The sequence below is a fragment of the Cellulomonas sp. S1-8 genome, from assembly GCF_026184235.1.
Taxonomy (GTDB): Bacteria; Actinomycetota; Actinomycetes; order Actinomycetales; family Cellulomonadaceae; genus Cellulomonas.
This window is the reverse complement of record NZ_CP110806.1, coordinates 3,915,220-3,939,130: the sequence shown is the minus strand read 5'-3', so window position 1 is coordinate 3,939,130 and position 23,911 is coordinate 3,915,220. Positions and strand designations below refer to the sequence as shown.

20 protein-coding genes, 1 tRNA gene and 1 other RNA gene are annotated in these 23,911 nt (G+C 74.2%); 12 read left to right on the top strand and 10 right to left on the bottom strand.

Annotation, left to right across the window (positions count from 1 at the left end; translation table 11 throughout):
* Nucleotides 1–35 precede the first annotated feature (35 nt).
* Nucleotides 36–120: transfer RNA gene (locus OKX07_RS17730), tRNA-Ser, on the top strand.
* 265 nt (nucleotides 121–385) lie between these two features.
* On the opposite strand, the gene OKX07_RS17725 is transcribed toward OKX07_RS17730, so the two are convergent.
* The 5 genes from OKX07_RS17725 to OKX07_RS17705 all read right to left on the bottom strand — a co-directional run bounded on the left by OKX07_RS17725 (nucleotide 386) and on the right by OKX07_RS17705 (nucleotide 5,599).
* Nucleotides 386–970, bottom strand: a complete 585-nt coding sequence (locus tag OKX07_RS17725) for a hypothetical protein (protein WP_265629309.1) — start codon at nucleotides 968–970, stop codon at nucleotides 386–388.
* Nucleotides 967–1,827 carry a hypothetical protein gene (locus OKX07_RS17720; RefSeq protein ID WP_265629308.1) on the bottom strand — a complete coding sequence of 287 codons (861 nt, stop codon included), beginning with the start codon at nucleotides 1,825–1,827 and terminating at the stop codon, nucleotides 967–969. Before OKX07_RS17720 ends, OKX07_RS17725 begins: the two co-directional genes overlap by 4 nt.
* Before the next feature lie 60 nt (nucleotides 1,828–1,887).
* Nucleotides 1,888–2,802 (bottom strand): hypothetical protein, encoded by a 915-nt coding sequence (locus tag OKX07_RS17715; RefSeq protein WP_265629307.1) that lies wholly within the window; start codon nucleotides 2,800–2,802, stop codon nucleotides 1,888–1,890.
* Between the two features lie 519 nt (nucleotides 2,803–3,321).
* A complete protein-coding gene (locus OKX07_RS17710) occupies nucleotides 3,322–4,545 on the bottom strand; it encodes an NAD(P)/FAD-dependent oxidoreductase (protein ID WP_265629306.1) in 1,224 nt (407 codons plus the stop codon).
* 4 nt (nucleotides 4,546–4,549) lie between these two features.
* Nucleotides 4,550–5,599 (bottom strand): zinc-binding metallopeptidase family protein, encoded by a 1,050-nt coding sequence (locus tag OKX07_RS17705; protein ID WP_265629305.1) that lies wholly within the window; start codon nucleotides 5,597–5,599, stop codon nucleotides 4,550–4,552.
* 18 nt (nucleotides 5,600–5,617) lie between these two features.
* Between OKX07_RS17705 and OKX07_RS17700 the strand changes: the two genes are divergently transcribed.
* A complete protein-coding gene (locus OKX07_RS17700; RefSeq protein WP_265629304.1) occupies nucleotides 5,618–5,986 on the top strand; it encodes a hypothetical protein in 369 nt (122 codons plus the stop codon).
* Between the two features lie 51 nt (nucleotides 5,987–6,037).
* A complete protein-coding gene (locus OKX07_RS17695; protein WP_265629303.1) occupies nucleotides 6,038–6,781 on the top strand; it encodes an AAA family ATPase in 744 nt (247 codons plus the stop codon).
* 182 nt (nucleotides 6,782–6,963) lie between these two features.
* Here OKX07_RS17695 and OKX07_RS17690 read toward each other — a convergent pair whose 3' ends face one another.
* Nucleotides 6,964–8,259, bottom strand: coding sequence for an amidohydrolase (locus OKX07_RS17690; RefSeq protein WP_265629302.1), 1,296 nt, complete (start codon nucleotides 8,257–8,259; stop codon nucleotides 6,964–6,966).
* 138 nt (nucleotides 8,260–8,397) lie between these two features.
* Between OKX07_RS17690 and OKX07_RS17685 the strand changes: the two genes are divergently transcribed.
* From OKX07_RS17685 to OKX07_RS17655, 7 genes are all read left to right on the top strand, one after another.
* Nucleotides 8,398–9,528: a hypothetical protein gene (locus OKX07_RS17685; RefSeq protein ID WP_265629301.1), complete on the top strand. Its 1,131-nt coding sequence runs from the start codon at nucleotides 8,398–8,400 to the stop codon at nucleotides 9,526–9,528.
* 76 nt (nucleotides 9,529–9,604) lie between these two features.
* Nucleotides 9,605–9,701: signal recognition particle sRNA small type (gene ffs, locus OKX07_RS17680), an RNA gene on the top strand.
* 137 nt (nucleotides 9,702–9,838) lie between these two features.
* Nucleotides 9,839–10,723: an ABC transporter ATP-binding protein gene (locus tag OKX07_RS17675; protein ID WP_265629300.1), complete on the top strand. Its 885-nt coding sequence runs from the start codon at nucleotides 9,839–9,841 to the stop codon at nucleotides 10,721–10,723.
* A complete protein-coding gene (locus OKX07_RS17670; protein WP_265629299.1) occupies nucleotides 10,720–12,078 on the top strand; it encodes an FtsX-like permease family protein in 1,359 nt (452 codons plus the stop codon). Before OKX07_RS17675 ends, OKX07_RS17670 begins: the two co-directional genes overlap by 4 nt.
* Nucleotides 12,079–12,157: 79 nt before the next feature.
* Nucleotides 12,158–14,995, top strand: a complete 2,838-nt coding sequence (locus tag OKX07_RS17665; RefSeq protein ID WP_265629298.1) for a DNA polymerase III subunit gamma and tau — start codon at nucleotides 12,158–12,160, stop codon at nucleotides 14,993–14,995.
* A gap of 328 nt (nucleotides 14,996–15,323) precedes the next feature.
* Complete coding sequence (recR, locus tag OKX07_RS17660; protein ID WP_265629297.1) at nucleotides 15,324–15,923, top strand: recombination mediator RecR; 600 nt, start codon at nucleotides 15,324–15,326, stop codon at nucleotides 15,921–15,923.
* 25 nt (nucleotides 15,924–15,948) lie between these two features.
* Nucleotides 15,949–16,530: a DUF5063 domain-containing protein gene (locus tag OKX07_RS17655; RefSeq protein ID WP_265629296.1), complete on the top strand. Its 582-nt coding sequence runs from the start codon at nucleotides 15,949–15,951 to the stop codon at nucleotides 16,528–16,530.
* Nucleotides 16,531–16,630: 100 nt separating this feature from the next.
* Here OKX07_RS17655 and OKX07_RS17650 read toward each other — a convergent pair whose 3' ends face one another.
* The 3 genes from OKX07_RS17650 to OKX07_RS17640 form a co-directional block, all read right to left on the bottom strand.
* The gene (locus tag OKX07_RS17650) at nucleotides 16,631–17,776 is read right to left on the bottom strand and encodes an ABC transporter permease (RefSeq protein ID WP_265629295.1); all 1,146 of its coding nucleotides are present in this window, start codon (nucleotides 17,774–17,776) and stop codon (nucleotides 16,631–16,633) included.
* Nucleotides 17,773–18,834: an ABC transporter ATP-binding protein gene (locus OKX07_RS17645; RefSeq protein ID WP_265629294.1), complete on the bottom strand. Its 1,062-nt coding sequence runs from the start codon at nucleotides 18,832–18,834 to the stop codon at nucleotides 17,773–17,775. The genes OKX07_RS17650 and OKX07_RS17645 overlap by 4 nt, the downstream gene beginning before the upstream one ends.
* Before the next feature lie 159 nt (nucleotides 18,835–18,993).
* Entirely contained in the window at nucleotides 18,994–20,292 is a 1,299-nt protein-coding gene (locus OKX07_RS17640) for a cellulose binding domain-containing protein (RefSeq protein WP_265629293.1), read from the bottom strand.
* A gap of 161 nt (nucleotides 20,293–20,453) precedes the next feature.
* Here OKX07_RS17640 and OKX07_RS17635 point away from each other — a divergent pair, with 161 nt between their 5' ends.
* Complete coding sequence (locus OKX07_RS17635) at nucleotides 20,454–21,719, top strand: aspartate kinase (RefSeq protein WP_265629292.1); 1,266 nt, start codon at nucleotides 20,454–20,456, stop codon at nucleotides 21,717–21,719.
* 1 nt (nucleotide 21,720) lies between these two features.
* Nucleotides 21,721–22,776, top strand: coding sequence for an aspartate-semialdehyde dehydrogenase (locus tag OKX07_RS17630; protein ID WP_265629291.1), 1,056 nt, complete (start codon nucleotides 21,721–21,723; stop codon nucleotides 22,774–22,776).
* 75 nt (nucleotides 22,777–22,851) lie between these two features.
* Here OKX07_RS17630 and OKX07_RS17625 read toward each other — a convergent pair whose 3' ends face one another.
* Nucleotides 22,852–23,754: a cutinase family protein gene (locus OKX07_RS17625; RefSeq protein ID WP_265629290.1), complete on the bottom strand. Its 903-nt coding sequence runs from the start codon at nucleotides 23,752–23,754 to the stop codon at nucleotides 22,852–22,854.
* Nucleotides 23,755–23,911 lie beyond the last annotated feature (157 nt).

Sequence of the window (23,911 nt, the reverse complement as noted above, 5' to 3'; positions counted from 1 at the left end):
CGCGGTGCGCCCGCTCGCCCGGACGCGCAGCACCAGGAGGATTCGCCTAGTGGCCTATGGCGCACGCTTGGAAAGCGTGTTGGGTGAAAGCCCTCGGGGGTTCGAATCCCCCATCCTCCGCAGCCGAAGGGCCCGTGACCTGCAGCGATGTGGGTGGCGGGCCCTTCGTTGTGGGCTGGGGCGGGTGGCCGGCGGGGTGGCGGTAGCAGTCTTGGTAGCAGTTCTTGCGTACGTCGGCGTCGGCTCGGCTGCGACTCCACGATCCGTGCTGGCGTCCGCCGCCGTGAGGCGTGCGCGACCAGCGGAGAGCTGAGCGGATCGCCCTGCCTCGGCCGAATCATCGCCCACGTGACCGTCTTGGTCCGCCGGAAGGCCCAGCGCCAGGTCAGCCGACCTCGTTGCGATCCGTTAGTGGCGGGACCGGAGTATTCGCGAGCGAGAACCAGCGGCGAAAGTCGCAGTCTGTGAGCGCAACGAGTTCGGCGACCACGGATCGGAGCTCGTCCATCGTCGTGTTGACGACCAGTCGCTCTGCGGCCGGACTATCCTCGGTCCGCTGATCACGAGGAAGTGCTCGCAGACGGTGCCCGAAGAGGACTAGCCCGCCCGGCTGAACCGGCCAGACGCTGTGGACGAGGTCGTTCCGGTACGTCACGCAGCGTCGTGCCCGGGCGAGGTACGTGCCGAAGTCGCTCCACCCCGCCATGCCCGCTCGGGCGTCACGCTCGTCCTCAAGCCGTTTCAGGAGGGTGCCCATCGCTGGAGGCGGCGACGCGTCGGCTGGCTCTCCGCGAAGCGCTGTCAGGAGCACCAGCAGGCGGTCCTCGAATAGCGCCGACAGCGACGCGACGCGCCCCATCCCACCCCAGAAGGCTTCCGGGTGCAGCCCGAAGATGAGGTTCGGAACGCCCCATTCATCCTCGGCGGGTTCCGCCATGCTCAGGTCGCGCTGTTCACGGTGGTGGGTCACACGGGCTCCGAACTCTGGCCTGCGTCTCCGACGTCGGGATCGACTGCGAGTTCTGCGGCGGTGTCTGGTTCGTCTCGTCGGGGGGCGCGCTTCGGACGGCGAACTGCTCGCGGTCGGCTGATCGGTGCCTGCGCGTTCACGGTCGACGACAAGTCCGCGGTGGTTAGCGTGTCCGATTCGGGAGCTGGGGCTTCGACTGTTGGCTCCCGGTGAGCCGCGCGCCAGGCTTCGTCCGCTTGTCGTTCGGTCGCGTCCTGGGCATCGCCGTCACGGGCGACGACGCTGAGACGGCCTCCTGCTGTCTCGCTCCAGGACTTGACCGTGGAGCGGATGCCGCGGAGAGCGTCGGCGATGTCATGGATCTCGTAGACGGTCGCGGTCGAGTAGCCGTAGAAGATGTCGAAGTCGAGCACGTACTGCTCGGTCAAACGGAAGGGCTTGCGTCCGAAGCGACGCTGCCGACCGTCGCAGCTCACCGTCACGGTGTAGGCGTGGGGGAGCTCCGAGTCGAATCTGTCGGGGAACGTGTCGGCGAAGATCACGATCTCCTGGCCCGGAGCGAGATTCGGCATCCCCTCGCGCCAGAGCTTCGCGTCACGAATCCCGGTCCGCTTCGGGTTTGTCGACTCCCACTCCGGGTCGAACGCAAGCTTCACGTTCCGGGCCATGGTTGCGCCCTCGTTCCGGATCACGATGCTCGCCACGATCCCGTGGCTCGGGCGCAGCGTCACGGTCACGAACGGACGGTTGCGGTCGTCACGGTCGAGCCGAGCGAGCCTCACCTGTCGGGACGCGTAAACAGCAGCGACCACCGCCACGACAGCGGTCAGCACGGCAGCGGACGCCTCGACGAACACGGCCGTGTTCTGCCACCTCGTCGCCCAGTCCTCGAGCGCAGTTGCGTCCACCATGCGCCCCTATTCGTCCCAGGGGTACTTCGGCTCAGGGGGGACGATCCGACGGCTCGCTGTGAGCAGCAGCGTGATGAGCGCCCCCATCCGCGCGAATAGGTAGTCGGCTGCGCCGTCCTCCGGCACGGGCGTTGTACGCGTCTCATGGTGACGGATCGAGTACTGGTTGCCGATGTCGGTCAGCGACTTCATCTCCGCTTCGACGGTGTCGCGCCAGGCAGCATCGAGATTGCCCAGGAGCGCCTGCACGGACTGCCGCTTGTCGCCGCCGGGCAGGTCGATCGTCTTCAGCCGCTCGAACGCATCCCAAAGCCGTTCTAGCGCGACGGCACGCTCACTTGGGCGATGCGACGTGTAGAGCGAGCGGGCCTCGACGATGAGCTCGTCGAGACGGTCGTCACCGGACGCGGGGTTCAAGCCAGCGAGCACGGTCTGAATCTCGGGCGTACCGCGCCGATGAATCTCGCCGTTGTCGCGGAGCTCGTATGTCGTCCGCCCACGCTGGAGAATGGAATTCACCTCCGACCGGAACGCTTCGGCTCCCGCGTCCTCTTTGAAACCGAGCTCGTAGTGCCCGAAGTAGGGGTGGAACTGACGCTCCACGGGTTCTGCGACCCGAGCAGCGGCGTACTCGACGAGGTCGAACACCACCTCATCGGTCGCGGCGGCATCCGGGTGGAGGAGTGGCCAGGGCGCGCCCGGCACGAGCGCCTGCAGGTTCGCCGACAGTGCGCCGAGGTCCGTGTCGCAGACGCCTTGGCCGTCCGGGCAACGCTCCGGGAAGACTCGCGCGAACCAGTTCGCGGTGATCTTGGTGTTGAGCAGGCCCAGCAGGCCGCGCAACGTCGCGGCAGGCAGAGCGTCGTTGATCGCTGCCTGCGGACCGTTCACTCGGTCGCTGTAGAAGGTGTGATCGGCCACGGGGCCATCCTGCCAGCGAGCGACCTCTCCCCGTTCCGAAAGTGACCGATGACGGGTCACCGCCGGGGGCGTGCCGTGCATGGCAACGCCGCGCGTGAAGACATGTCCCGGATCCCGTGACCCGAACTGACCAGTTCCGAAACTTCTCATCCCACGTATCCGGGACACGTTGGGGCGATTGCCTGGCCGCGGCCACCTCGTCGCCCGCGGCGTCGCCGCGTCGGCGTCCGGCAGCACGGCCACCTGACGAACACCTCCCGCCGACTCGTACTCACCGTCCCATAACAGGTTCCGCCGACGGCCGTGGCTTGTGCCCGCAGCAGCGGCTGCTCGCACGCGGACGGCAGCTGCCGACATCTCCCGCCCCTGCTGCGCACCGCCCCACCGACCGAGGCCGGACGCGCCGCGTGCCACAGCGGTCACGAGGATCATGGCGATGAGGTGCCCAAGGTCGCGACCGCCGTCGTGCACCGTGACACAGGTGCCTCCTCGTCCGAGGTGCCCGACTGCGGCAGAGGGCTACGGCCGCGCTGCCAGCCACGCCAGCGCGCCCCGCGCCGCCACCACCCCTGTGCTGAACGAGGCCTGCAGGAGGTAGCCGCCGGTCGGCGCCTCCCAGTCGAGCATCTCGCCCGCGACGAACGTGCCGGGCAGGGCGGTCAGCATCAGCGACTCGTCGACCTCCGACCACGCGATACCGCCCGCGGTGGAGATCGCCCGCTCGATCGGCATGGTTCCGGTCACCACCACCGGCACTGACTTGACCAGCGCCGCCATGTCGGCCGGGTCGGTCGGCAGCGGGCCGTCAGGGGCTTCGCGCAGCAGCGCGACCGCCACCGGGTCGAGGCCGAGGCAGCGACGCAGCCAGGTCGACCCGGAGTCCTTGGGCCGACGGCGGTCCAGTCGCTCGGCGAGCTGCTCGACGAGCACGCCGGGGCGCAGGTCGACCTCCACGACGCACCGCCCGTCGGCGTCGAGGGCGTCGCGGATCGCCGCGCCGATCGCGTAGACCGGTCCGCCCTCGAGGCCGGTGCGGGTCACCATCGCGTCACCGCGGGTGGCCCGTCCGCCGGTCGACAGCCCGACGTGCTTGAGCGGAGTCCCTTCGAACCGGTCCGCGAACCACGGGCTCCAGTCGACGCGCACCCCGACGTTCGCCGGCCGCAGCGGTGCCACGGCCACCCCCCTCGCTTCGAGCGGTGCGACCCACCCGCCGTCCGACCCGAGCCGGGGCCAGGACGCTCCTCCGAGCGCGAGGACGACGACGTCGCTCCTGTTCTCCGTCGGTTCGTCGGTGGTGCCGGCGACGAACCGCAGCGCGCCGTCCGGCGACCAGCCCGTCCACCGCTGCCGGGTCGTGATCCCCACGTCGAGCGAGGCGAGGCGCGCCAACCAGGCTCGCACCAGGTGCGTCGCGCGGAACGCCCGGGGGAACACCCGTCCGCTGGACCCGACGAACGTGGGCTCGCCCAGCCCCGCGCACCAGTCACGCAGGTCGTGCGGCGAGAACGCCGCGAGCACGGGCGCGATCCGGTCGGCCGATCCGCCGTACCGCGCGAGGAACGGCCCGAGGTCCTCGGAGTGGGTGAGGTTCAGCCCGCCGTGGCCGGCCAGCAGCAGCTTGCGGGCCACCGACGGCATCCGGTCGTAGACCGTCACCGCGACGCCGGCCCGAGCGAGCACCTCGGCGGCCATGAGTCCCGCCGGCCCTCCGCCGACGACGGTCGCCGTGCTCGTCGTCACCCGCTCAGCCGAACGGGGTCTCGACGCGCGACGCCGTCACGACGCGGTGCACGAAGTCGAGCTTGCGGGCCACCGGCGCGACGATCCCGAACGGGTACAGGTCGCCCTTGCCCATCGCGCGGTTGACCCGGTTGAGGAAGGTCGCCAGGGGGATCCAGTCCGCGAGGATCTCGTCCATCGTCGCGTCGGCATAGCTGGACCGGGGGGTCACGTCACCGTCGGGCAGGTGCGGGACGCCCTCGATGCGCACGGTCAGCGAGCCGCTCGCCGCAGTCTGCAGCGTGCTCGTCAGGTGCAGGTAGTGCGCGAAGCACTCCGCGAAGTCCTCCCACGGGTGCATGGTCGCGTACTCCGAGATGTAGCCCTCGTTCCAGTCCCGCGGCGCCCCCGTGCGGTAGTGCCGCGCGACGGCGTCGGAGTAGGACGTGCGCTCGTCACCGAGGAGGGTGCGGCACTCGGCGATCCAGTCGGTCTGCTCGACGAGGACCCACTGGTAGTAGTGGCCGACCTCGTGCCGGAAGTGGCCCAGCATCGTGCGGTACGGCTCGCCCAGGCTGATCCGCAGGGCCTCTCGGTGCGCGTCGAGGGACTCCGCCAGATCGATGGTGACGATGCCGCTCGCGTGCCCGATGACCACCCGGTTCCCCGAGGACCGCGACGAGAGCAGGTCGAAGCCGAGCCCGCCCTTCTTCTCGTGCCACGGGGTCAGCGGCAGCCCGAGGTCGGCGAGCTGGACGAGCAGGCGGCGCTTGTCGGCGGACGCGGTGGCCAGCTTCTCCAGTGCGAGGGTGTCGGCGTTGTCGGGCCGGGTGCGCGTGAGCCGGCAGGAGACGCACTGCCCGGAGCCCGAGTCGGCCGCCGCGAGCCAGTTGCAGCGCCAGCTCCGGTTGGAGCACGGGAACCACCAGGTGCCCTCGACGTCGCCACCCTGCTCGGGCGCGGGTCGCATCGACAGGGTCGGCGGGTGCAGGCCCATCTGCAGCCCGCACGCGTCGCACACCACGGTCTCGATGAACGCGACGGCCCGGCACCGGGGGCAGCGGAAGAGGCGCACGCGCCGACGGTAGTCCACGTGCCGGTCAGCCCGACGCTGGGGGAGGTCGTGGTGCACGCCCACGACATCCGGCGGCCCCTGGGGCTCACGCGCACGCCGAGCGTCGACGCCCTGACGCCCGTCGCCGACTTCTTCGCCCGGCGCGACTTCACCGTCGACAGCCGCAGGCACGTCGCCGGGCTGGGGCTGCGCGCCGACGACGGCCCGTTCCGCGCCGGTGACGGCCCGCTCGTCACCGGGACGACGCTCGCCCTCGTCATGAGCATGGCCGGCCGGGCTACGTACGTGGACGAGCTCGACGGCCCGGGCGTGCCCACCCTGCGGGAACGTGTCGCCGGTCCGACGCCGCGTCCGCACCGGGGAGCGGTCGTCGGCCCGACGGCGTGATCGTCCCCGCGGGCGATGCCCGCTGTCGGTGGCGCGTGGTGGGCTGGGCGCATGGTGGCGCGCACGGGTCCGTGGAGCATGCTGCCGGTGCGCCGCGTCGAGGCGGGGGACCCCAAGCTCGACGGGGAGCGCGGCGGGGACTGGCACCTGGGTATCCCCGCGGTCCGGCAGGTGCTGGAGCAGGGGTGGGACCTCACGGCGGCGACGATCCTGGTCGGCGACAACGGGGCGGGCAAGTCGACGCTGGTGGAGGGCATCGCCACCACGTTCGGCATGGCCGCCGAGGGCGGGTCGACCGGCTCGATGCACCGCACGCGCCCCACCGAGTCGGGCTTCGCGCACGACATCAGCCTGGTCCGGGGCGCCGGCGCGCCCCGGCGCGGGTTCTTCCTGCGGGCCGAGACGATGCACGGCTTCTACACCTACCTCGACGAGCACCCCGGCGGCTTCGACCCCGACTTCCACGAGCTGTCGCACGGGGAGTCGTTCCTCGAGCTCATCGGGTCCCGCATGATGCGTCCCGGCCTGTACGTGCTCGACGAGCCCGAGTCGGCACTGTCGTTCACCGGCAGCCTCGCGCTGCTGCAGCACCTGCACGACCTCGTCCGACGCGACTCGCAGGTCATCCTCTCGACGCACTCGCCCCTGCTGGCGGCGCTGCCCGGCGCGACCATCTACGAGGTCGGGGAGTGGGGGCTCCGCGAGTGCGCCTGGGAGGACCTGGATCTCGTGACGGGGTGGCGCGGGTTCCTCGACGACCCGCAGCGGTACCTGCGTCACGTCCTGACGGACTGACGCGGCCCTGCCCCGGTCCCGTGTCCACGTCCTGGGACGGCGGCGGATCGAGACCGGCCTGAGTGGTCTTCTGGCCGCCAGACGACGACTCAGCCCGGTCTCGGTACCGGCGCGGTCCAAGTGCTGAGACCGACAGTGCTGGATCGCCCTCTCGCGGGCGGGGCGGGGCCGGGAGTGAGTGGTCAGGGGGTGAAGCGTTCCCCGCGCTCGCGGACGCGGCCCTCGCCCAGGCCGCCGCGGGCCGCCGGGTCCCACGTGTAGACCTCGGTGCCCGTGACGAAGACGTGCTCGGCGCGCGAGTTCACGTCCAGAGGGTCGCCCGACCAGACCACGACGTCCCCGTCGAGCCCCGGCGTCAGCGCCCCCACCCGGTCGTCCAGGCCCAGGAACGATGCGGGGTTGACGGTCAGCGCGCGCAGCGCCGTGTCCCGGTCCAGCCCCTCCTTCACGGCCAGCGACGCCTGGTGCACCAGGAAGTTGATCGGCACGACCGGGTGGTCGGTCGTGATCGCGACCCGCACGCCCGCGCGCGCCAGCACGCCCAGGTGCGCGATCGACCGGTTGCGCAGCTCGACCTTGGAGCGTGACGTGAACATCGGCCCGAAGATCACCGGCACGTCCCGCTCGGCCAGCACGTCCGCGACGGCGGCGGCGTCGGTGCCGTGGTTGATCACGAGGCGGTACCCGAACTCGTCGGCCAGGCGCAGCGCCGTGGCGATGTCGTCCGCGCGGTGCGTGTGCTGGTCCCACGCCAGCTCACCGGCCAGCACGGCCGCGAGCGTCTCCTTGGCGAGGTCGCGGTCGAACGGCTCGCCCTTGGCGGCCGCGGCGTCGCGACGCGCGACGTAGCCCTGCGCGTCGAGGAACGCCTGCCGGATCACCGCGGCCACGCCCAGGCGCGTCGACGGCAGCTTCTTCTGCTCGCCGTACACGCGCTTCGGGTTCTCCCCGAGCGCGGACTTCACGGACACGTCGTGCCGGATCACCTGCTCGTCGACGGTCCGCCCGCCCCACGTCTTGATCGCCACCGTCCGCCCGCCGATCGGGTTGGCCGACCCCGGCTTGACGACGGCCGACGTCACGCCGCCGACCAGCGCGTCCCGGAACCCCTCGTCCTCGACGTTGATCCCGTCGATCGCACGTAGCGCCGCACCGTTGGGCCCCGTCTTCTCGTTGGTGTCGTCGCCGGCCCAGCCCTCGGCCTCCTCCATCACGCCCATGTGCGCGTGCGCCTCGACGAACCCCGGCAGCACCCACCGCCCGCGGGCGTCGACGACCCGGACCCCGTCGGGCACGACGACGTCGGTGCCGACGGCCGTGACCACGCCGTCCTCGACGAGCACGGTCGCCCCGTCGAGCGGCGCGGACGCCACGGACACGACGTACCCGCCGACGACCGCGACGGACCCCCGTGCCGTCCGGATGGGCGACGACGCGGCGCGGATCGGCTCGGGGCGGGCGGTGCTCGGGGTCGGCATGCCGACCATCATGGCCCGCCGCGGCGGCCGGGCGCCGGACGCCCTGCGCGCGCCACGTCGTGTGAGGGGACGGTGCAGGTCGGCCGGGACGGAGGCGGACGCATGTCCGGATCGTCCCGCGCTCGTTAGCGTGGTCCCATGACTGACGACCGGCCGCAGCGCCCCGAGGACCACCCGCCGTACGCCTCCGGCCCCGCCCCCGACGTGACGTCCGACCGGTGGGCGGACCGCTGGGAGGGCGATGCGTGGCGCGCGCCGCTCGCCGGCGTCGTGCTCGGCCTCCTGACGCTGCCCGCCGTGGCGATGGTGCTCGTCGGGCTGCTGGTGCTCGCCGTGCAGGGGGCTGCGACGTGGCTCGTCGTCACCGCGGTCGCGCTGGTGACGACCCTCGTGGGCGCGCTCGGCACGGTCGTCGCGCTGCGCCGCGGGCACCCGGGGGTCGTGCACCGCCTCGCGGTCGTGGCGTGGGTGTGGGGCGTCGTCGTGACGGTGCTGGGCGTCGTGCTCGCGCTGTCGCTGGACGTCCCGGAGCGCGTCGCGGTCGCCGTGCTGCTGGTGCTCGGCGGCACGTACACCGTCGTCCTGGGCCTCGGGCTGTGGGGCGCCGCGCGCCTCCTGCCGGCGCCCGTCGAGCGCACGGACGCCACCGCGCCGGTCGACCGGTCCGCCGGCCCCGCCGACGCCACCGCACGTGGCCCCGTCACGGCCACCGGTGCGACGCCGACCGTCAGCGAGGTCCCGACGCAGGCCACCGCGCCCGACGACGACGACGCGCTCGCCGACTGGCCCGAGTGGGGTGCCAACGACCCGGCCCGCGGCGCCGCCGGGCAGCGCGCGGTGCCCTCTGCCGCGACCACGCCCGCCGCCCCGACCCCGGCCGCCCCGACGCCGCCCCCGGCGCCCGAGCCCGCCCCGCAGGCCGAGCCCGAGCCCGCCCGCCCGGCCGGCACCGAGGACGTCGTGGACGCCGAGGTCGTCGAGCCCGCACCCACCGCGCCGATGCGCACCGCACCGGCGCCGCGCCGCGACTCCGCACGCACGACGGGCGGCGTCCCGCCCCGCGCGTCGGCGGGGGCCGTGCAGCCCGCGCCCTCGGCCGACTCCGGCCTGCCTCCCGCGTCGCGCCCGCCGCGCCGCAGCGTCACGTCGAGCGGCACCGCGCGCGTGCGTCGGACCCCCCAGGCCGGGGGCCCGGCCACCGAGCGCATCGCCCGGCAGGACGGCGACGACGGGCCGCCCACGCAGCGGCTCCCCCCGGTGGGTCGTTGACGACGCGCCCGCCCGGTCCGCCCGTGGAGGCCCGCCGGCCGTCACGGTCGTCCCGGGTCCTGGGCTAAAGTGGTGCACAGACCCCTCGTACGGCGTCATCTCGCTGAACTCCCCCAGGGCCGGAAGGCAGCAAGGGCAGGCGAGCTCTGGCGGGTGTGCGGGGGGTCCTTGCATGCCCGACGACGCGTCGGCGTGCGACCCGGGGCGGGCGCCGCCGCCCGCCGGGTCCCCCCGCGGTCGCAGTCCCCGCGCGAGCGGACGGGTCCGTCGCCGGACGCCCCGGGACCCCGCACCCCCGCACGCTGGGGGCATGACGCACCCGGCCCCCACCTCGCCCGGCCCGCCCGCCCCCGCATCCCACGACGCCCGCCCGCTCGACGCGCCCGCGACGTCCGCCTGGGCCGGTGCGACGCCACGCCTGGCGGCCCGCGGCCTCGTGCACCGGTTCGGTGAGACCCCGGCGCTCGCGGGCGTCGACGTCGACCTCGCGGACGGCGAGTCCCTGGCCGTCATGGGGCCGTCGGGCTCCGGCAAGTCGACGCTGCTGCACGTGCTGGCCGGGATCCTCGTGCCGACGGGCGGGGTCGTGATGCTGCGCGGGCAGGAGGTGCAGGGGCTGTCCGAGAAGGAGCGGTCGCTGCTGCGCCGTCGGCGCTACGGGTTCGTCTTCCAGTTCGGCCAGCTGCTCTCGGAGCTGTCGGCGCGCGAGAACGTCGCGCTGCCGGCGATGCTCACGGGCGCGTCCCGCGCGGACGCGGAGGGGGCCGCCGACCGGTGGCTCGCGGCGCTGGGGCTCGGGGTCGAGGGCGGGCGTCGGCCGGGCGAGCTGTCCGGCGGTCAGGCGCAGCGCGTCGCGGTGGCGCGCGCCCTCGTCACGCGCCCCGAGGTGGTGTTCGCCGACGAGCCGACGGGGTCCCTCGACCAGTCGACGGGGCACGACGTCATGCAGCTGCTGGTCGAGTCGACGCGTGCGGTGGGCGCGTCGCTCGTCGTCGTCACGCACGACGCCGATGTCGCGGCCTGGTGCGACCGGCGCATCGACATGCGGGACGGGCTCGTCGTGGCACCCGGCTCGACGACGACCGGCGGGGTCGGGCCGCGGCCGGGGGAGCGCGCGGCGGGGCGGCGGCCGCTGCCCGCGGACCTCGGCGCGGCGCGCGTCGCCGACGTCTTCGGCACGGGCGGTGCGCGGTGAGCCTGAACCCGGTCCTGGCGCTCGCGCCGCGGCTGCAGCGCGCGGGCGGCCGCGACAGCCGCACGACGACGGTCCTCGCGGTCACCGCGTTCGCGGTGTCGACCGCGCTGACGCTGTCCGTCGTGGCGGCGCTGCTCGGCTTCATGGCGCGTGCGGCGCAGCCGGTGACGGACGTCGACCGGGAGGCCGGCGGCTTCTACGTGACGCTCGCGGTCACCGCGACGATCCTGCTGGTGGTGCCGCTGGCCACGCTCGGCGGTGCCGCGGCACGGCTCGGCGTCGCGCGGCGCGACGCACGGCTCGCGGCGCTGCGGCTCGTCGGCGCGACGCCGCGCGAGGTCCTCGGCCTGACGCTGGTCGAGACCGCGCTGCAGGGCCTGGCCGGTGCGGTCGCCGGGACCGTCCTGTACGGCGCGCTGCTGCCGGTGTGGACGCAGGTCCCGTTCCAGGGTCGGCCGTTCACCGCGGGCGAGCTGTGGGTCGGCGTGCCCGCCGTGCTGCTCGCCTGGCTCGCGGTGCCGCTGCTCGCCGGCGTCAGCGGGGCGGTGTCGCTGCGACGCGTCGTCGTGTCCCCGCTGGGCGTCGCGCGGCGGGAGGCGCGACCCCGGCTGAGGGCCGCGCGGGTCGTCGTCGCCGTCCTGGCGGTCGGGGCCTTCATGGCCGTGTCCGCGTTCGGGCAGATGCTCGCCGCCCTGCTCGTCGGTGCGCTGCTGACGTGCCTCGCGGTGGCGTTCCTCACGATGAACGCCGTCGGGCCGTGGCTGCTGGGCGTCCTGGGCCGGGTGCGGCTGCGGCGCGCCCGCACACCCGAGCAGCTGCTCGCGGCGCGTCGGCTGCTCGACGACCCCCGGGCCGTGTGGCGCGTCGTCGGCGGGCTGGGGCTCGCGTCGTTCGTCGCGGGATGCCTCGCGGTGGTGCCGGCGCTCACGCAGCCGGGCCAGGACCCGGTGTCCGCGATGGTCACCGCGGACATCCTGACCGGTGCGCTGCTCACGCTGGCGATCGCGTTCGTCCTCGCGGCCGTGTCCGCGGGCATCGCGCAGGCCGCCGCGGTGCTGGACCGGCGGCGGGAGCTCGCGCTCGCGCGGCTCGCCGGGGTGCCCGTCGAGCTGTTCGACCGCGTGCGGCGTCGCGAGGTGCTGGTGCCGCTGCTGGTCGTGTCCGTCGGGTCGGCGGCCGCGGCGCTGGTGATGTTCTTCCCGCTGTTCGGCATGGCCGCGGTCACGGACCCGTCGGGGCTCCTGCTCCTGCTCGTCAGCCTCACCGTCGGCGTCGGCCTGGTCCTGGCGGCGACGGAGTCGTCCCGCCCGCTGCTGCACCGCGTCCTGGCGGACACGGTCGTCCGCGCGGACTGACCCCCGTCCCGCCCCGGGGCGTCAGGTCCGGGTCGCCGAGGCGGCGTGCCGTGTCGGCGGTGACGCTTAGGCTCGGGGCGTGACGACAGCGCTGTACCGCAGGTACCGGCCCGAGTCCTTCGCCGAGGTCATCGGGCAGGACCACGTGACCGCACCCCTGCGGCAGGCGCTGCGCTCCGGGCAGTCCAACCACGCCTACCTGTTCTCCGGTCCGCGCGGGTGCGGCAAGACGACGAGCGCGCGCATCCTCGCCCGCTGCCTCAACTGCGCCGAGGGCCCCACCGACACCCCGTGCGGCGTGTGCCCGTCGTGCCTCGAGCTCGCGCGCGGCGGCAGCGGGTCGCTCGACGTGGTCGAGATCGACGCGGCCAGCCACGGCGGCGTCGACGACGCCCGTGAGCTGCGGGAGCGCGCGACGTTCGCCCCCGCGCGCGACCGGTACAAGGTCTTCATCCTCGACGAGGCCCACATGGTCTCCCCGCAGGGCTTCAACGCGCTGCTCAAGATCGTGGAGGAGCCGCCGCCGCACGTGAAGTTCATCTTCGCGACGACGGAGCCCGACAAGGTCATCGGCACGATCCGCTCGCGCACCCACCACTACCCGTTCCGGCTCGTACCGCCCGACGTGCTCGTGCCGTACCTCGAGCAGCTGTGCGCCACCGAGGGCGTGACCGTCGGCGCCGGCGTGCTGTCGCTCGTCGTCCGGGCGGGCAGCGGGTCCGTCCGCGACACCCTGTCGGTGCTCGACCAGCTCATCGCCGGTTCCGGCCCCGCCGGACTGGACTACGAGGGCGCGGTCGCGCTCCTCGGCTACACGCACACGTCGCTGCTCGACGACCTCGTCGACGCCATCGCCGCCCGCGACGGGGCGTCCGCGTTCCGCGTCGTCGAGCGCGTGATCGCGACGGGCCACGAGCCGCGACGCTTCGTCGAGGACCTGCTCGAGCGGCTGCGTGACCTCATCATCATCGCCGCGTCCGGCGAGGCCGCCGGCGCCGTGCTGCGCGACGTCCCGGCCGACCAGCTCGACCGCATGCGTCGCCAGGCCACCCACCTCGGCATGTCGGAGGTCTCGCGATCGGCCGACCTCGCCAACGCCGCGCTGACCGAGATGGTCGGCGCGACGTCGCCGCGGCTGCACCTCGAGCTACTCATGGCCCGGCTGCTGCTGCCGAGCGTCGACGACTCCCGGTCCGGCCACGGTGCGCGCCTCGACCGGCTCGAGCGCGGCCTGCCGGTGGGCGGGGCAGCGGCGGAGGTCCCGGGTGTGCCGGGTGGAATGGTGTCCGGCCGCCCCGCGGGCACCCCCCCGGAGACGAGCGTCCCCGCGGCGGGCAGCGCGTCGCCGGGTGCGGCGGCGGAGCCGCCCGAGCGGGAGGCTGCGTCGGCGGGTGTCGGCGGGCACGACGCGCCTGTGCCCGACGCCGCCGCACCGGTGGATGCGCCGATGGTGAACGCTCCGCAGGGCGGGCCGACGGGCGGCACGGCCGAGCGCCCGACGCCCCCGCCGGGCGCGACGGCACCTCGCGCGACCGAGCCACGCGCGACCGAGCCACGCGCGACCGAGCCACGCGCGACCGAGCCACGTGCGAGCGAGCCGGTGCCCGCCGAACAGGCTGCGTCCTCCCCGTTCGAGGATCGCCCCGAAGCGGCGCCCACGGCCGCTTCGCACCCCGCGGCCGAGGCGCCCCCCACGGCCGAGGCGCCCCCCGCGTCCGTCGCGCCCAGCGCACCGGAGCGCCCCGCGGCTGCCGCCCCCCCGGCCCCCGGCGCGGTCGCCGCCGCGGCGGACACCGAGATGCTGCGGCGCCGGTGGCCCGACGTCCTGACGACGCTGCGACGGCTGCGGCTGCCGTCGTGGGCGCTGGTCAACCAGCACGCGCAGATCCTCGAGCTCGACGCCACGACGCTGCGGCTCGGGTTCGCGCAGCCCGGCCTCGTCACGACGTTCCGCAACAGCAACCACGGCGAGGTCGTCGCGCGGGCGCTCTCGGAGACGCTCGGGGTCACGGCCCGCGTCGAGGCGGTGCTCGACGAGCCCGGCGGGACGAGCGCGCAGGCGGCGTCGGCGTCCGACGTGCCCGACCAGCCGGGCGCGATGTCGCCCGAGCGCGCCGCGGCCTCGTGGGGCGAGCCGGTCCGCACTGCACCCCGCACCGCCCCGCCGCCCGCCGTCGACGCCCCCGCACGACGTGGGGGCGACCGGCCGGCCGGCCCGACGCACGCCGGTGCGGGGTCCACCACGCCGCGTCCCGCCGCCGACCCGTCCGGCACAGGCGGCCACGCTCCCGGCGAGGCCGCGACCACGGACGGCTCCGCATCCGGTGCCGGCCCCCGCACCGTCCCACCCTGGGAGTCCGGCCCGGGAGACGAGCCGGGGGGCGCACGCAACGGACCGGCAGGTGGCCGACCGGATGCCCCCACCGACGCCGACCGCGGGGGACCACCGGTCGTGGTCCACCCCGACGACGACATCCCGCCGGGCGACGAGCCCGACGACCCGTGGCGCAACGGTGCGCCGCCCGCGCGTCGCCCGTCTGCCGGGCCCTCGGGCGCGCCGACCGCGGCACACCGCACCGGGTCCGCGGCACCGCCCGCGGCCGGCGACGGCCGCACGGACGCACCCGCCGGCGCGACCGGCCCGACACGGGCGACCGACACCACGGGTGCGACCGGCGCCCGGCCGGCGCCCGGCGAAGCGGACGCGGCGAGTGCGGCAGGCCCCGCGCGGGGCACCGCCCGTGAGCGCGGTGTGGCCGCCGCACGTGCCGCGGCGCAGTCGCGTGGCCGCAACCTGGAGCCCGACGAGCCGTCCCCGGACGACCCCCCGATCGGCCAGTCCGGCCTCGTCGGGGCGCCGCTGGTCGCGCAGGTCCTCGGCGGGCGCGTCATCGACGAGCAGATCGACGGCATCTGACGCACCGGCCCGTCGCACCACGCGACCAGCGTGAGGTGCGGGGTCGGTCACGCGGCGCAGGAGGAACCCTGCGTACGACGAACCTGAGCACGACGAACCTGAGCACGACGAACCCTGCGCACGACGAACCCTGCGCACCCCGTGCCGGCCGCGACCGGGTGAACTCCACGGCCGCGTTCTCGCTCGCGTCCGGGTCAGGCGTGCAGGCGTGGTGGCGCCGGGCATCACCAACCCCGCACCCCGTGCCGACCGCGACCCAGCCCCCTCGCGCCGACCGCCACCGGGCGCCGGCGCCGGTGCCGGCGCCGCGGGGAACTAGTCTGGCGGGGTGTACGAAGGCGCGATCCAGGACCTGGTCGACGAGCTCGGGCGGTTGCCCGGGGTCGGCCCCAAGAGTGCCCAGCGCATCGCGTTCCACATCCTCGCGGCGGCCCCGGCCGACGTGCGTCGGCTGGCGGACGCGTTGACCGAGGTCAAGGCGCGCGTGGTGTTCTGCGAGATCTGCGGCAACGTCGCGCAGGAGCCGCAGTGCCGCATCTGCCGGGACCCCCGCCGCTCGCTCGCGGTGATCTGCGTGGTCGAGGAGGCCAAGGACGTCGTCGCGATCGAGCGGACCCGCGAGTTCCGGGGGCGGTACCACGTGCTCGGCGGCGCGATCAACCCGATCGCGGGCGTCGGGCCGGACGACCTGCGCATCGCGCAGCTCATGTCGCGCCTCGCCGACGCCACGGTCACCGAGGTCATCCTCGCCACCGACCCGAACGTCGAGGGCGAGGCGACGGCGACGTACCTGGCACGCCTGCTGGTGCCGATGGGGCTGACCGTGAGCAGACTGGCCTCGGGGCTGCCGGTCGGCGGCGACCTGGAGTACGCGGACGAGGTCACCCTGGGTCGGGCGTTCGAGGGCCGACGGCGCCTGAGCGCGTGACGTGGACGACGACGAGAGGCAGCTCATGAGCACCGACGACGCGCATGTCGTGGCGGACGCGGACCTGAAGGACATCGCGGACGCGGTCGCGTCCGAGTCGCGGGGGTTTCTCACGACGGTCACCGAGGTGGCTGCCGGATCGGCACCGGAGGCGTCCCTGCCGCTGCTGCTGCTCGCGCTGTCGGACCTGCTGGCGGCCGGTGCGCGGCTCGGTGCGACGACGGACGTCGTCCCGCCGTCCCGGTTCGAGCCGGACGTCGGCCCGGACGCGGACCTCGAGCCGCTGCGCGCCAACCTCGCGAACCTGCTCGACGGCATCGACGAGTACGTCGAGGTCATCGACCCGCTGCTCGGGCCGCAGGTCGAGGAGGCGTCGATCTCCGGTGACCTCGTCGCGATCGTCGGGGCGGTCACGCAGGGCCTGGCGCACCACGAGCGCGGGCACGTGCTGGAGGCCCTGTGGTGGTGGCAGTTCAGCTACCTGGCCGACTGGGGCGAGCGTGCGGCGAGCACGCTGCGCGCGATCCAGACGATCCTCGCGCACGTGCGTCTGGACGTCGACGACGACGTCGCAGCCGAGGCGGAGTACGACGCGCTGCAGCCCTGAGCGCGCTGGTCCGCCCGCCGACCGCCGCCTGACCGCCCACCGGAGGCGATGACCGGCGGGCGGGGGCGGACGCGGCCGGCGGGCGGCGTCGTGGGGCGCGTCAGGCCACTCGCGTGCCGCGCGCCAGGGTGCGCTGCGGGATCCGCAGGCGTCGGACGGCGACGACGAACCCGGCGGCGCCGAGCAGCAGGTTCACCGCGAGGCCGAACGGCCAGACCGGTCCGGCGCCGGTGCGGACGGGGACGACGTCGGACGTGTCGTCGTCCTGCCAGCACTCGTCGATGATCTCGGCCGTACCGAGGCGCAGGTCGCGCAGCGCCTGCGTGGTGCCGCTGGTGAACGCGGCGGACGACCCGGTGCTCGACGCGGAGTCCGGCACGGCGCCGTCGGCGACGACGACGAACGGGTTGATCGCCAGCAGCCACCACGTCCACTCGGTCCGCGCGATGTCACGCTCCTGCACGCTCAGCTCGCAGACGGGCTCGTCGGCGGGCATGCCGCTCTCGTCGTCCATCTCCATCCAGTAGTCGTCCGGGACGCCGTAGACCTGGACCTCCTGGGTGGTGCTGAGGAACGGGAAGGTCAGCCCGAAGAAGATCGGCGTGAACACCGTGAGCGCGGCGACGGTGACGAACGTCAGGACGGTCGACCCGGCCGGGCGGGCCGCGAGCGTCGACCAGCCCAGGCCCATGCCGCACACGGCGGCCAGCAGCAGCGCGGTGAGCAGCACGACGCGCGGCAGCGTCGCGACGGGGACGGTGCCCATCACCAGGGCGATGACGAAGAACGGCAGGCTGACGACGAGGAACGCGCACGCGCTCAGCCAGGCGGCGAGCAGCTTGCCGGCCGCGATCTCCGCCGGGGAGAGCAGGGTGACCTGCAGGGTCGCGAGGGTTCCGGCGGCGCGGTCGCCGTTGACGGCCGTCGACGTGAGGGTCGGCGTCACGAGCAGGCCGAGCCCGAGGACCAGGGCCGTGACGACGATGAAGAGCACGTCGCCGGCCTCGTCGGACGTGGCGGCGGAGTCGTCGAAGAGTGTGAGGGCGCCGCCCGCGAGGAGCGTGATCGCCCCCACGACGACGAACCACACGATGAGCGCGGCCTTCCAGCGCGACGAGCGCACACGCTGACGCAGCTCGAGGGCGGTGACGGTGCGCACGCCGTGCCGCGTGAGGGTCCAGGTGCCGACCGCGCGGGTGGCGGTCGGTGCGGTCTGCGGGGTCTGCGGGGTGGTCGTCGCGGTCATCGCCGCTCCTCCTCCAGGGCGAGGTACGCCTGCTCGAGCGCACCGGCGGCGGGCGCCGACGACACGACGGGGACTCCGGCGGCGACGACGTCGCGCAGCAGGGCGACCGCGCCGATCTCGCCGTCGACGTCGACGAGGACGCCGCCCGCGGGGGCGACGCCGTCGGGGGACACGTCGGTGGGTCGGATCGCACCGTCGAGCCGGTACGCGACGCCGGCGGTGTCCAGCCACCCCGTCAGCGCCGGCAGGGACAGCGTGCGCACGTGCCACGTGCGGCGCCCGCTCGCGACGTCCGCGTCGGACATCCCGGCGACGGTGCGGCCGCGCGAGAGGAACACCGCGTCGTCGGCCATCTCGTCGAGCTCGGTCAGCACGTGCGACGACACCAGGACCGTGCGGCCCTCGTCGGCGAGGCGGCGCAGCAGGATCCGCAGGTCGACGCGCGAGCGCGGGTCGAGCCCGCTGGCCGGCTCGTCGAGCAGCAGCACCTGCGGGTCGTGCACGAGCGCGCGCGCCAGGCCGAGGCGCTGCTTCTGGCCGCGCGACAGCACCGCGGCGGGCTGGTCGGCGTACTCGGTGAGGTGCACGGTCTCGAGGAGCTCGTCGACCCGGGTCGCGGCGGTCGCGCGGCCGACGCGGTAGGCGTCGGCGAACGTCGCCAGGACCTCGCGGGCCGTCAGGGAGTCCCAGGTGCCGAACGCGTCGGGCATCCACCCGGTGCGGGCCCGCGCGGCGGCGCTGTCCGTCACGGGGTCGATGCCGGCGATACGGACCTGGCCGGAGTCGGGCACCAGCAGACCTGCCAGGACCAGCAGGAGCGTCGTCTTGCCGGAGCCGTTGGGCCCGACGAGCGCGGTCACGGCACCGGCACGGGCGACGAGGTCGGCGCCGTCGAGGGCCTTGACCGCCCCGAACGCGCGCCGCAGGCCGGTGACCTCGATGCCGAGGGGGCGGGGTGCGAGGGCGACGGCCGCAGCCGTCGTGGGGCCGACCTCGGGGCCGGGGCCCGTGTCGGGTGCGGGACCGCCGGGCTGCGCGGGGGAGTCGTCGGGTGGCATGGGGCAACGCTAGGAGCGCGGGGCGCCGACGCGGGTCCACCCGCAGGTGGACCGCCTGCGGCCGGCCGTCGCACCGTGGTGTGACGGCCGGATCGCCCTCTCACGTGAGGGGGCGATCCAGCCCCAGCCCGCGTCCGGTGAGAGGGCGATCCGGCTCCGTCAGCAGCCCGTGCGGGAGGACGCCACGACGACGTCGTCGTACCAGAGGGTGTCGGCACCGTCGCCGTAGCTCTCCCACCCCAGCTTGAGGTCGAGCAGGCGCGGCGTCCACGGCTTGTTGTGCCACTGGCCGTCGACGTCGTGCGTCGGCGTGCCGTCGGCGGTCAGGCCCGTGACCTGCGTGCCGTCGAGCCACGTCGTCAGCCGGCCGGCCGGGTCGACGAGCGCCTCGATGCACGACCACTGGCCGGTCGGCAGGGGCTTGCTGAGCGCGACGCCCGACGGGCTCTGCTCGGGCAGGGTCGCGTCGTCGCCGGCGCGGTTCCACTGCAGCGCGCCGTTCTGGCCGCCCATGCGCAGGTCCTTGTTGCTGTCGTTGGCGTCCTTCAGGGCCACGAACGTCACGTGCGACGTCGGCAGCGCGGTGGTGTGACGGACCCAGAACCGGACGTACGTGGGGCCGGTGCCGGACACGGCGCCGGTCGCCTGCACGAACACGTGGTTGCAGTACCCGACGGCGCCGTCGACGCGCAGCGAGCGGGTGCCGGTGCGGGCGACGGAGGAGTCGATGCTCGCGGTGCCGGTGCCCGAGCAGTCGGGCTGCACGATGGTCCACGGTGCGGCCGGTGCGGTGCCCGTCTGGGACTCGAAGCCGTCGCAGAACGCGCTGGTGCAGTCGCCGGGGTCGGTCGTGGGCGTGGGAGTCGGGGTCGGGGTGGGCGTGGGGGTCGGGGTGGGCGTCGCCGTCGGGGTCGGGAAGGGCGTGGGCGTGGGCGACGGCGTGTCGCTCGGCGACGGCGTGGGCGTCGGCGTCGGTGACGGCGTGGGCGTCGGTGACAGGGTGGGCGTGGGGGTGTTCGAGGTCGGCGTCGGCGTCTGGGGCGTCTGCCCGGCGCACAGCACGCCGTTGAGGCGGTAGTCGATGGTCCTGACGAACGTGGACCCCGCGTAGGTGCCCTGCATCCCGAACGAGATGACGCCGCCGGCGGCGACCTGCCCGTTCCAGGGCGCGTTGGTGGCGGTCACGGTCGTCCCGGTCTGCTGGACGTTCGCGCTCCACGCGTTGGTGACGGTGTGGGGGGTCGTCCAGGTGAGGGTCCAGGACGAGAGGGCCTCACCCGAGGTCACGCGGACCTCGGTGACGAAGCCCCCGGGCCAGGTGGTCCCCGTCCCGCCCACGGTGCACGAGGGGGCGGCCTGGGCCTGGACGGCCAGGACGACACCGCCGAGGGCGAGCATGGCGGCGACGGCCGCGGTGAGGGCCGCGCGCAGGCGCGGGGCAGGTCGCAGTGGGGTCATGTGGGCACACTCGCGTGCGACCGGCCGGTGCGGCAGTCCCCGAACCCTTTCGTCCCGGACTCGGACGGCCGTCCGTCATACGGAATACCGGGCGTCCGCATCCTGGGCCCGGCCTACACTCACGGGGTTCCCCGCCCGCCCACCGGAAGCGTCCCGAAGCCGTGGCTCTCATCGTCCAGAAGTTCGGTGGCTCGTCCGTCGCCGACGCCGCCAGCATCAAGCGCGTCGCGAAGCGGGTCGTCGAGACGCGGAAGGCCGGGCACGACGTGGTCGTCGTGGTCTCGGCCATGGGGGACACCACGGACGAGCTCATCGACCTCGCGCAGCAGGTCACGCCGCTGCCGCCGGTGCGGGAGATGGACATCCTGCTGACCGCGGGCGAGCGCATCTCGATGTCGCTGCTCGCGATGGCGATCAACAACCTGGGCGTCGAGGCCAAGTCGTTCACCGGTCAGCAGGCGGGCGTCATCACCGACGAGGTGTACGGCAAGGCCCGGATCATCGACGTCTCGCCGAGCCGCATCAAGGACACCATCGCGCGCGGCGAGGTCGCGATCGTCGCCGGCTTCCAGGGCGTCAACCCGTCGACGAACGACGTGACGACGCTCGGTCGCGGCGGCTCCGACACCACGGCCGTCGCGCTGGCCGCGGCCCTCAAGGCCGACGTGTGCGAGATCTACACCGACGTCGACGGGGTGTTCACCGCCGACCCCCGCATCGTGCCGACGGCCCGCAAGCTGGACCGCGTCGGCTACGACGAGATGCTCGAGATGGCGGCGAGCGGGGCGAAGGTGCTGATGCCCCGCTGCGTCGAGTACGCCCGCCGGTACGACGTGCCCGTCCACGTGCGCTCGTCGTTCTCGACGCACACCGGCACGCTCGTGACCAACCAGGAGGACCCCAGCATGGAGCAGCCGATCATCGCGGGCGTCGCGCACGACCGCACCGAGGCCAAGATCACGGTCGTCGGCGTACCCGACGTGCCGGGCAAGGCCGCGCGCATCTTCGAGGTCGTCGCCGGCGCCGGCGTCAACATCGACATGATCGTGCAGAACGTGTCCGCGGCCGCGACGGGGCTGACGGACATCTCCTTCACGCTGCCGGCGACGGACGGTGCGCGCGCGACGTCCGCGCTGACGACCGACCAGCCGACGATCGGGTTCCAGTCCCTGCAGTACGACGACACGATCGGCAAGCTCTCGCTCGTCGGTGCAGGGATGAAGTCGCACCCGGGCGTCTCGGCCCGGCTGTTCGCCGCGCTGTCCGAGGCCGGCATCAACATCGAGATGATCTCGACGTCGGAGATCCGCATCTCCGTCGTCACCCGCGCGGACTCGCTGGACGAGGCCGTGCGGGCCGTGCACACGGCGTTCGAGCTGGACGCCGCCGAGACCCAGGCCGTCGTGTACGGCGGGACGGGGCGCTGACATGGCTGAGGGTCTGAGGGTCGCAGTCGTCGGGGCGACCGGTCAGGTCGGCGCCGTGATGCGCCGGCTGCTGGTCGAGCGGGACTTCCCCGTGGCGTCGATCCGGTACTTCGCCTCCGCGCGCTCGGCGGGCACGACGCTGCCGTGGCGCGGTGACGACGTCGTCGTCGAGGACGTCGCGACGGCCGACCTGTCCGGCATCGACATCGCGCTGTTCTCCGCGGGTGGCTCGACGTCCAAGGAGCACGCGCCGCGGTTCGCCGCCGCGGGTGCGGTCGTCGTGGACAACTCCTCGGCGTGGCGCCGCGACCCGCGCGTGCCGCTCGTGGTGTCCGAGGTGAACCCCGAGGCGCTCGACGAGATCGAGATCGGCATCGTCGCGAACCCCAACTGCACGACGATGGCCGCGATGCCGGTCCTCAAGGTGCTGCACGACGAGGCCGGGCTGCGTCGCCTCGTCGTCTCGACGTACCAGGCGGTGTCCGGCTCGGGGCTGGCCGGTGCGCGCGAGCTGGACTCGCAGGTCCGGGCGGCCGTCGAGCAGGACACGCTCGCGCTGGTGCACGACGGCGCTGCGGTCGCGTTCCCGGCACCCGAGAAGTACGTCGCGCCGATCGCGTTCGACGTGATCCCGCTCGCGGGGTCGATCGTCGAGGACGGGCTGCACGAGACCGACGAGGAGCAGAAGCTGCGGCACGAGTCGCGCAAGATCCTCGGCGTCCCGGACCTGCTGGTGTCGGGCACGTGCGTGCGCGTCCCGGTCTTCACCGGTCACTCGCTGAGCATCAACGCGGAGTTCGCCCGGTCGATCACGGTCGAGCGTGCGACCGAGCTGCTGTCGACGGCGCCGGGCGTGCAGCTCGCCGACGTCCCGACGCCGCTCGTCGCCGCCGGTCAGGACCCGTCGTTCGTCGGTCGCCTGCGGCAGGACGAGGGTGCGCCCGACGGTCGCGGGCTCGCGTTGTTCATCAGCAGCGACAACCTGCGCAAGGGTGCGGCGCTCAACGCGGTCCAGATCGCCGAGGTCCTGGCCACCCGCCGCTTCGCCATCGCCTGACACGACCCAGACGCCGAGAGGTCGATCCTGCCCCGGGGGACGGGGCGGGATCGACCTCTCGTGTGCGGGGGCGGGTCAGCAGGAGGCCACCAGGCTCCAGGTGTCCGCGTCGGAGAGCTGCAGCGCGACCTCGTTGCGGCTGCTCAGGAGGCCGAGGGCGTCGCGGGACCCGCGCGCGTACGTGCGCAGCCAGACTGCGACGGCGCGGCCGTCGCGGACGTGCTGCCGCGTGCTCGCGGTGACGCACCCGGCGCCCGGGGCAGGCGTCGTCGGGGCAGGGGTGGGGGCCGCCGTCCCGGTGGGGGTCGGGACGGGCGCGCCGGAGCCGATGAGCCTCGCGGCGAACTGCGCCCCCTGCGTGACGGTGCCGTTGGTGGCGTAGGTGAGGTGTGCCGAGAACCGCCCGCCGCCGGACTCGCAGACGGGGTCGCCGGAGTTGCAGAACTCGACGGCGCGCGCGGCGAACGTGGGGGCGGCCTGCGCGATCGTGCGACGGCTGAGCCCGAGCGGGTTGCCGTAGACGACGACGGCAGCGACGCGCGGGGCGAGGTCGGCGGGCAGTGCGGTGCCCGCCGTGACCCCCGTCCGGATCCCGAGGGCGAGGTCCGTGACGGTCGCGCCCTGCGAGTACCCGCCGAGGACGAACTGCGTCGCGGGACACGCCGCGGCCCGGGCCTGGACCTTCGCGACCATGTCGCCCGAGCCGGGACCGGCGCTGGCCTGGGACGAGCTCGCGGCGTAGTCGACGGCGGTGGCCACGACGCTGCGGCCGGGCAGCTCGGCGGCCAGCGCCCGCTCGAGAGGGCGGCCGACGATGCCCAGCCCGGCGGCCTCGCCCGTGCCGCGGGCGAACACGAGCTCGACGTCGGGACAGGCGGTCGCCGCGGCGGCGCCCGTGGCCGCAGTGGTGACGGTGGTGAGCGCCGCGACGGCGGCCACGGTGGCGGCCAGGACGCGACGGGGACGGGGGAGCTGCACGGAGGGGCCTCGCAGACGTGGACGGCAGCAGGTCCACGACGACCTGCCGACCGGTGGGACGGTCACCGGCGCGCCCAGAATGTCCGATTAGAGGGTTCTCATGACAGGTCACGATCCGATAACCCTCCAGACGAGTGACGAGTCACGCGCGCTGGAG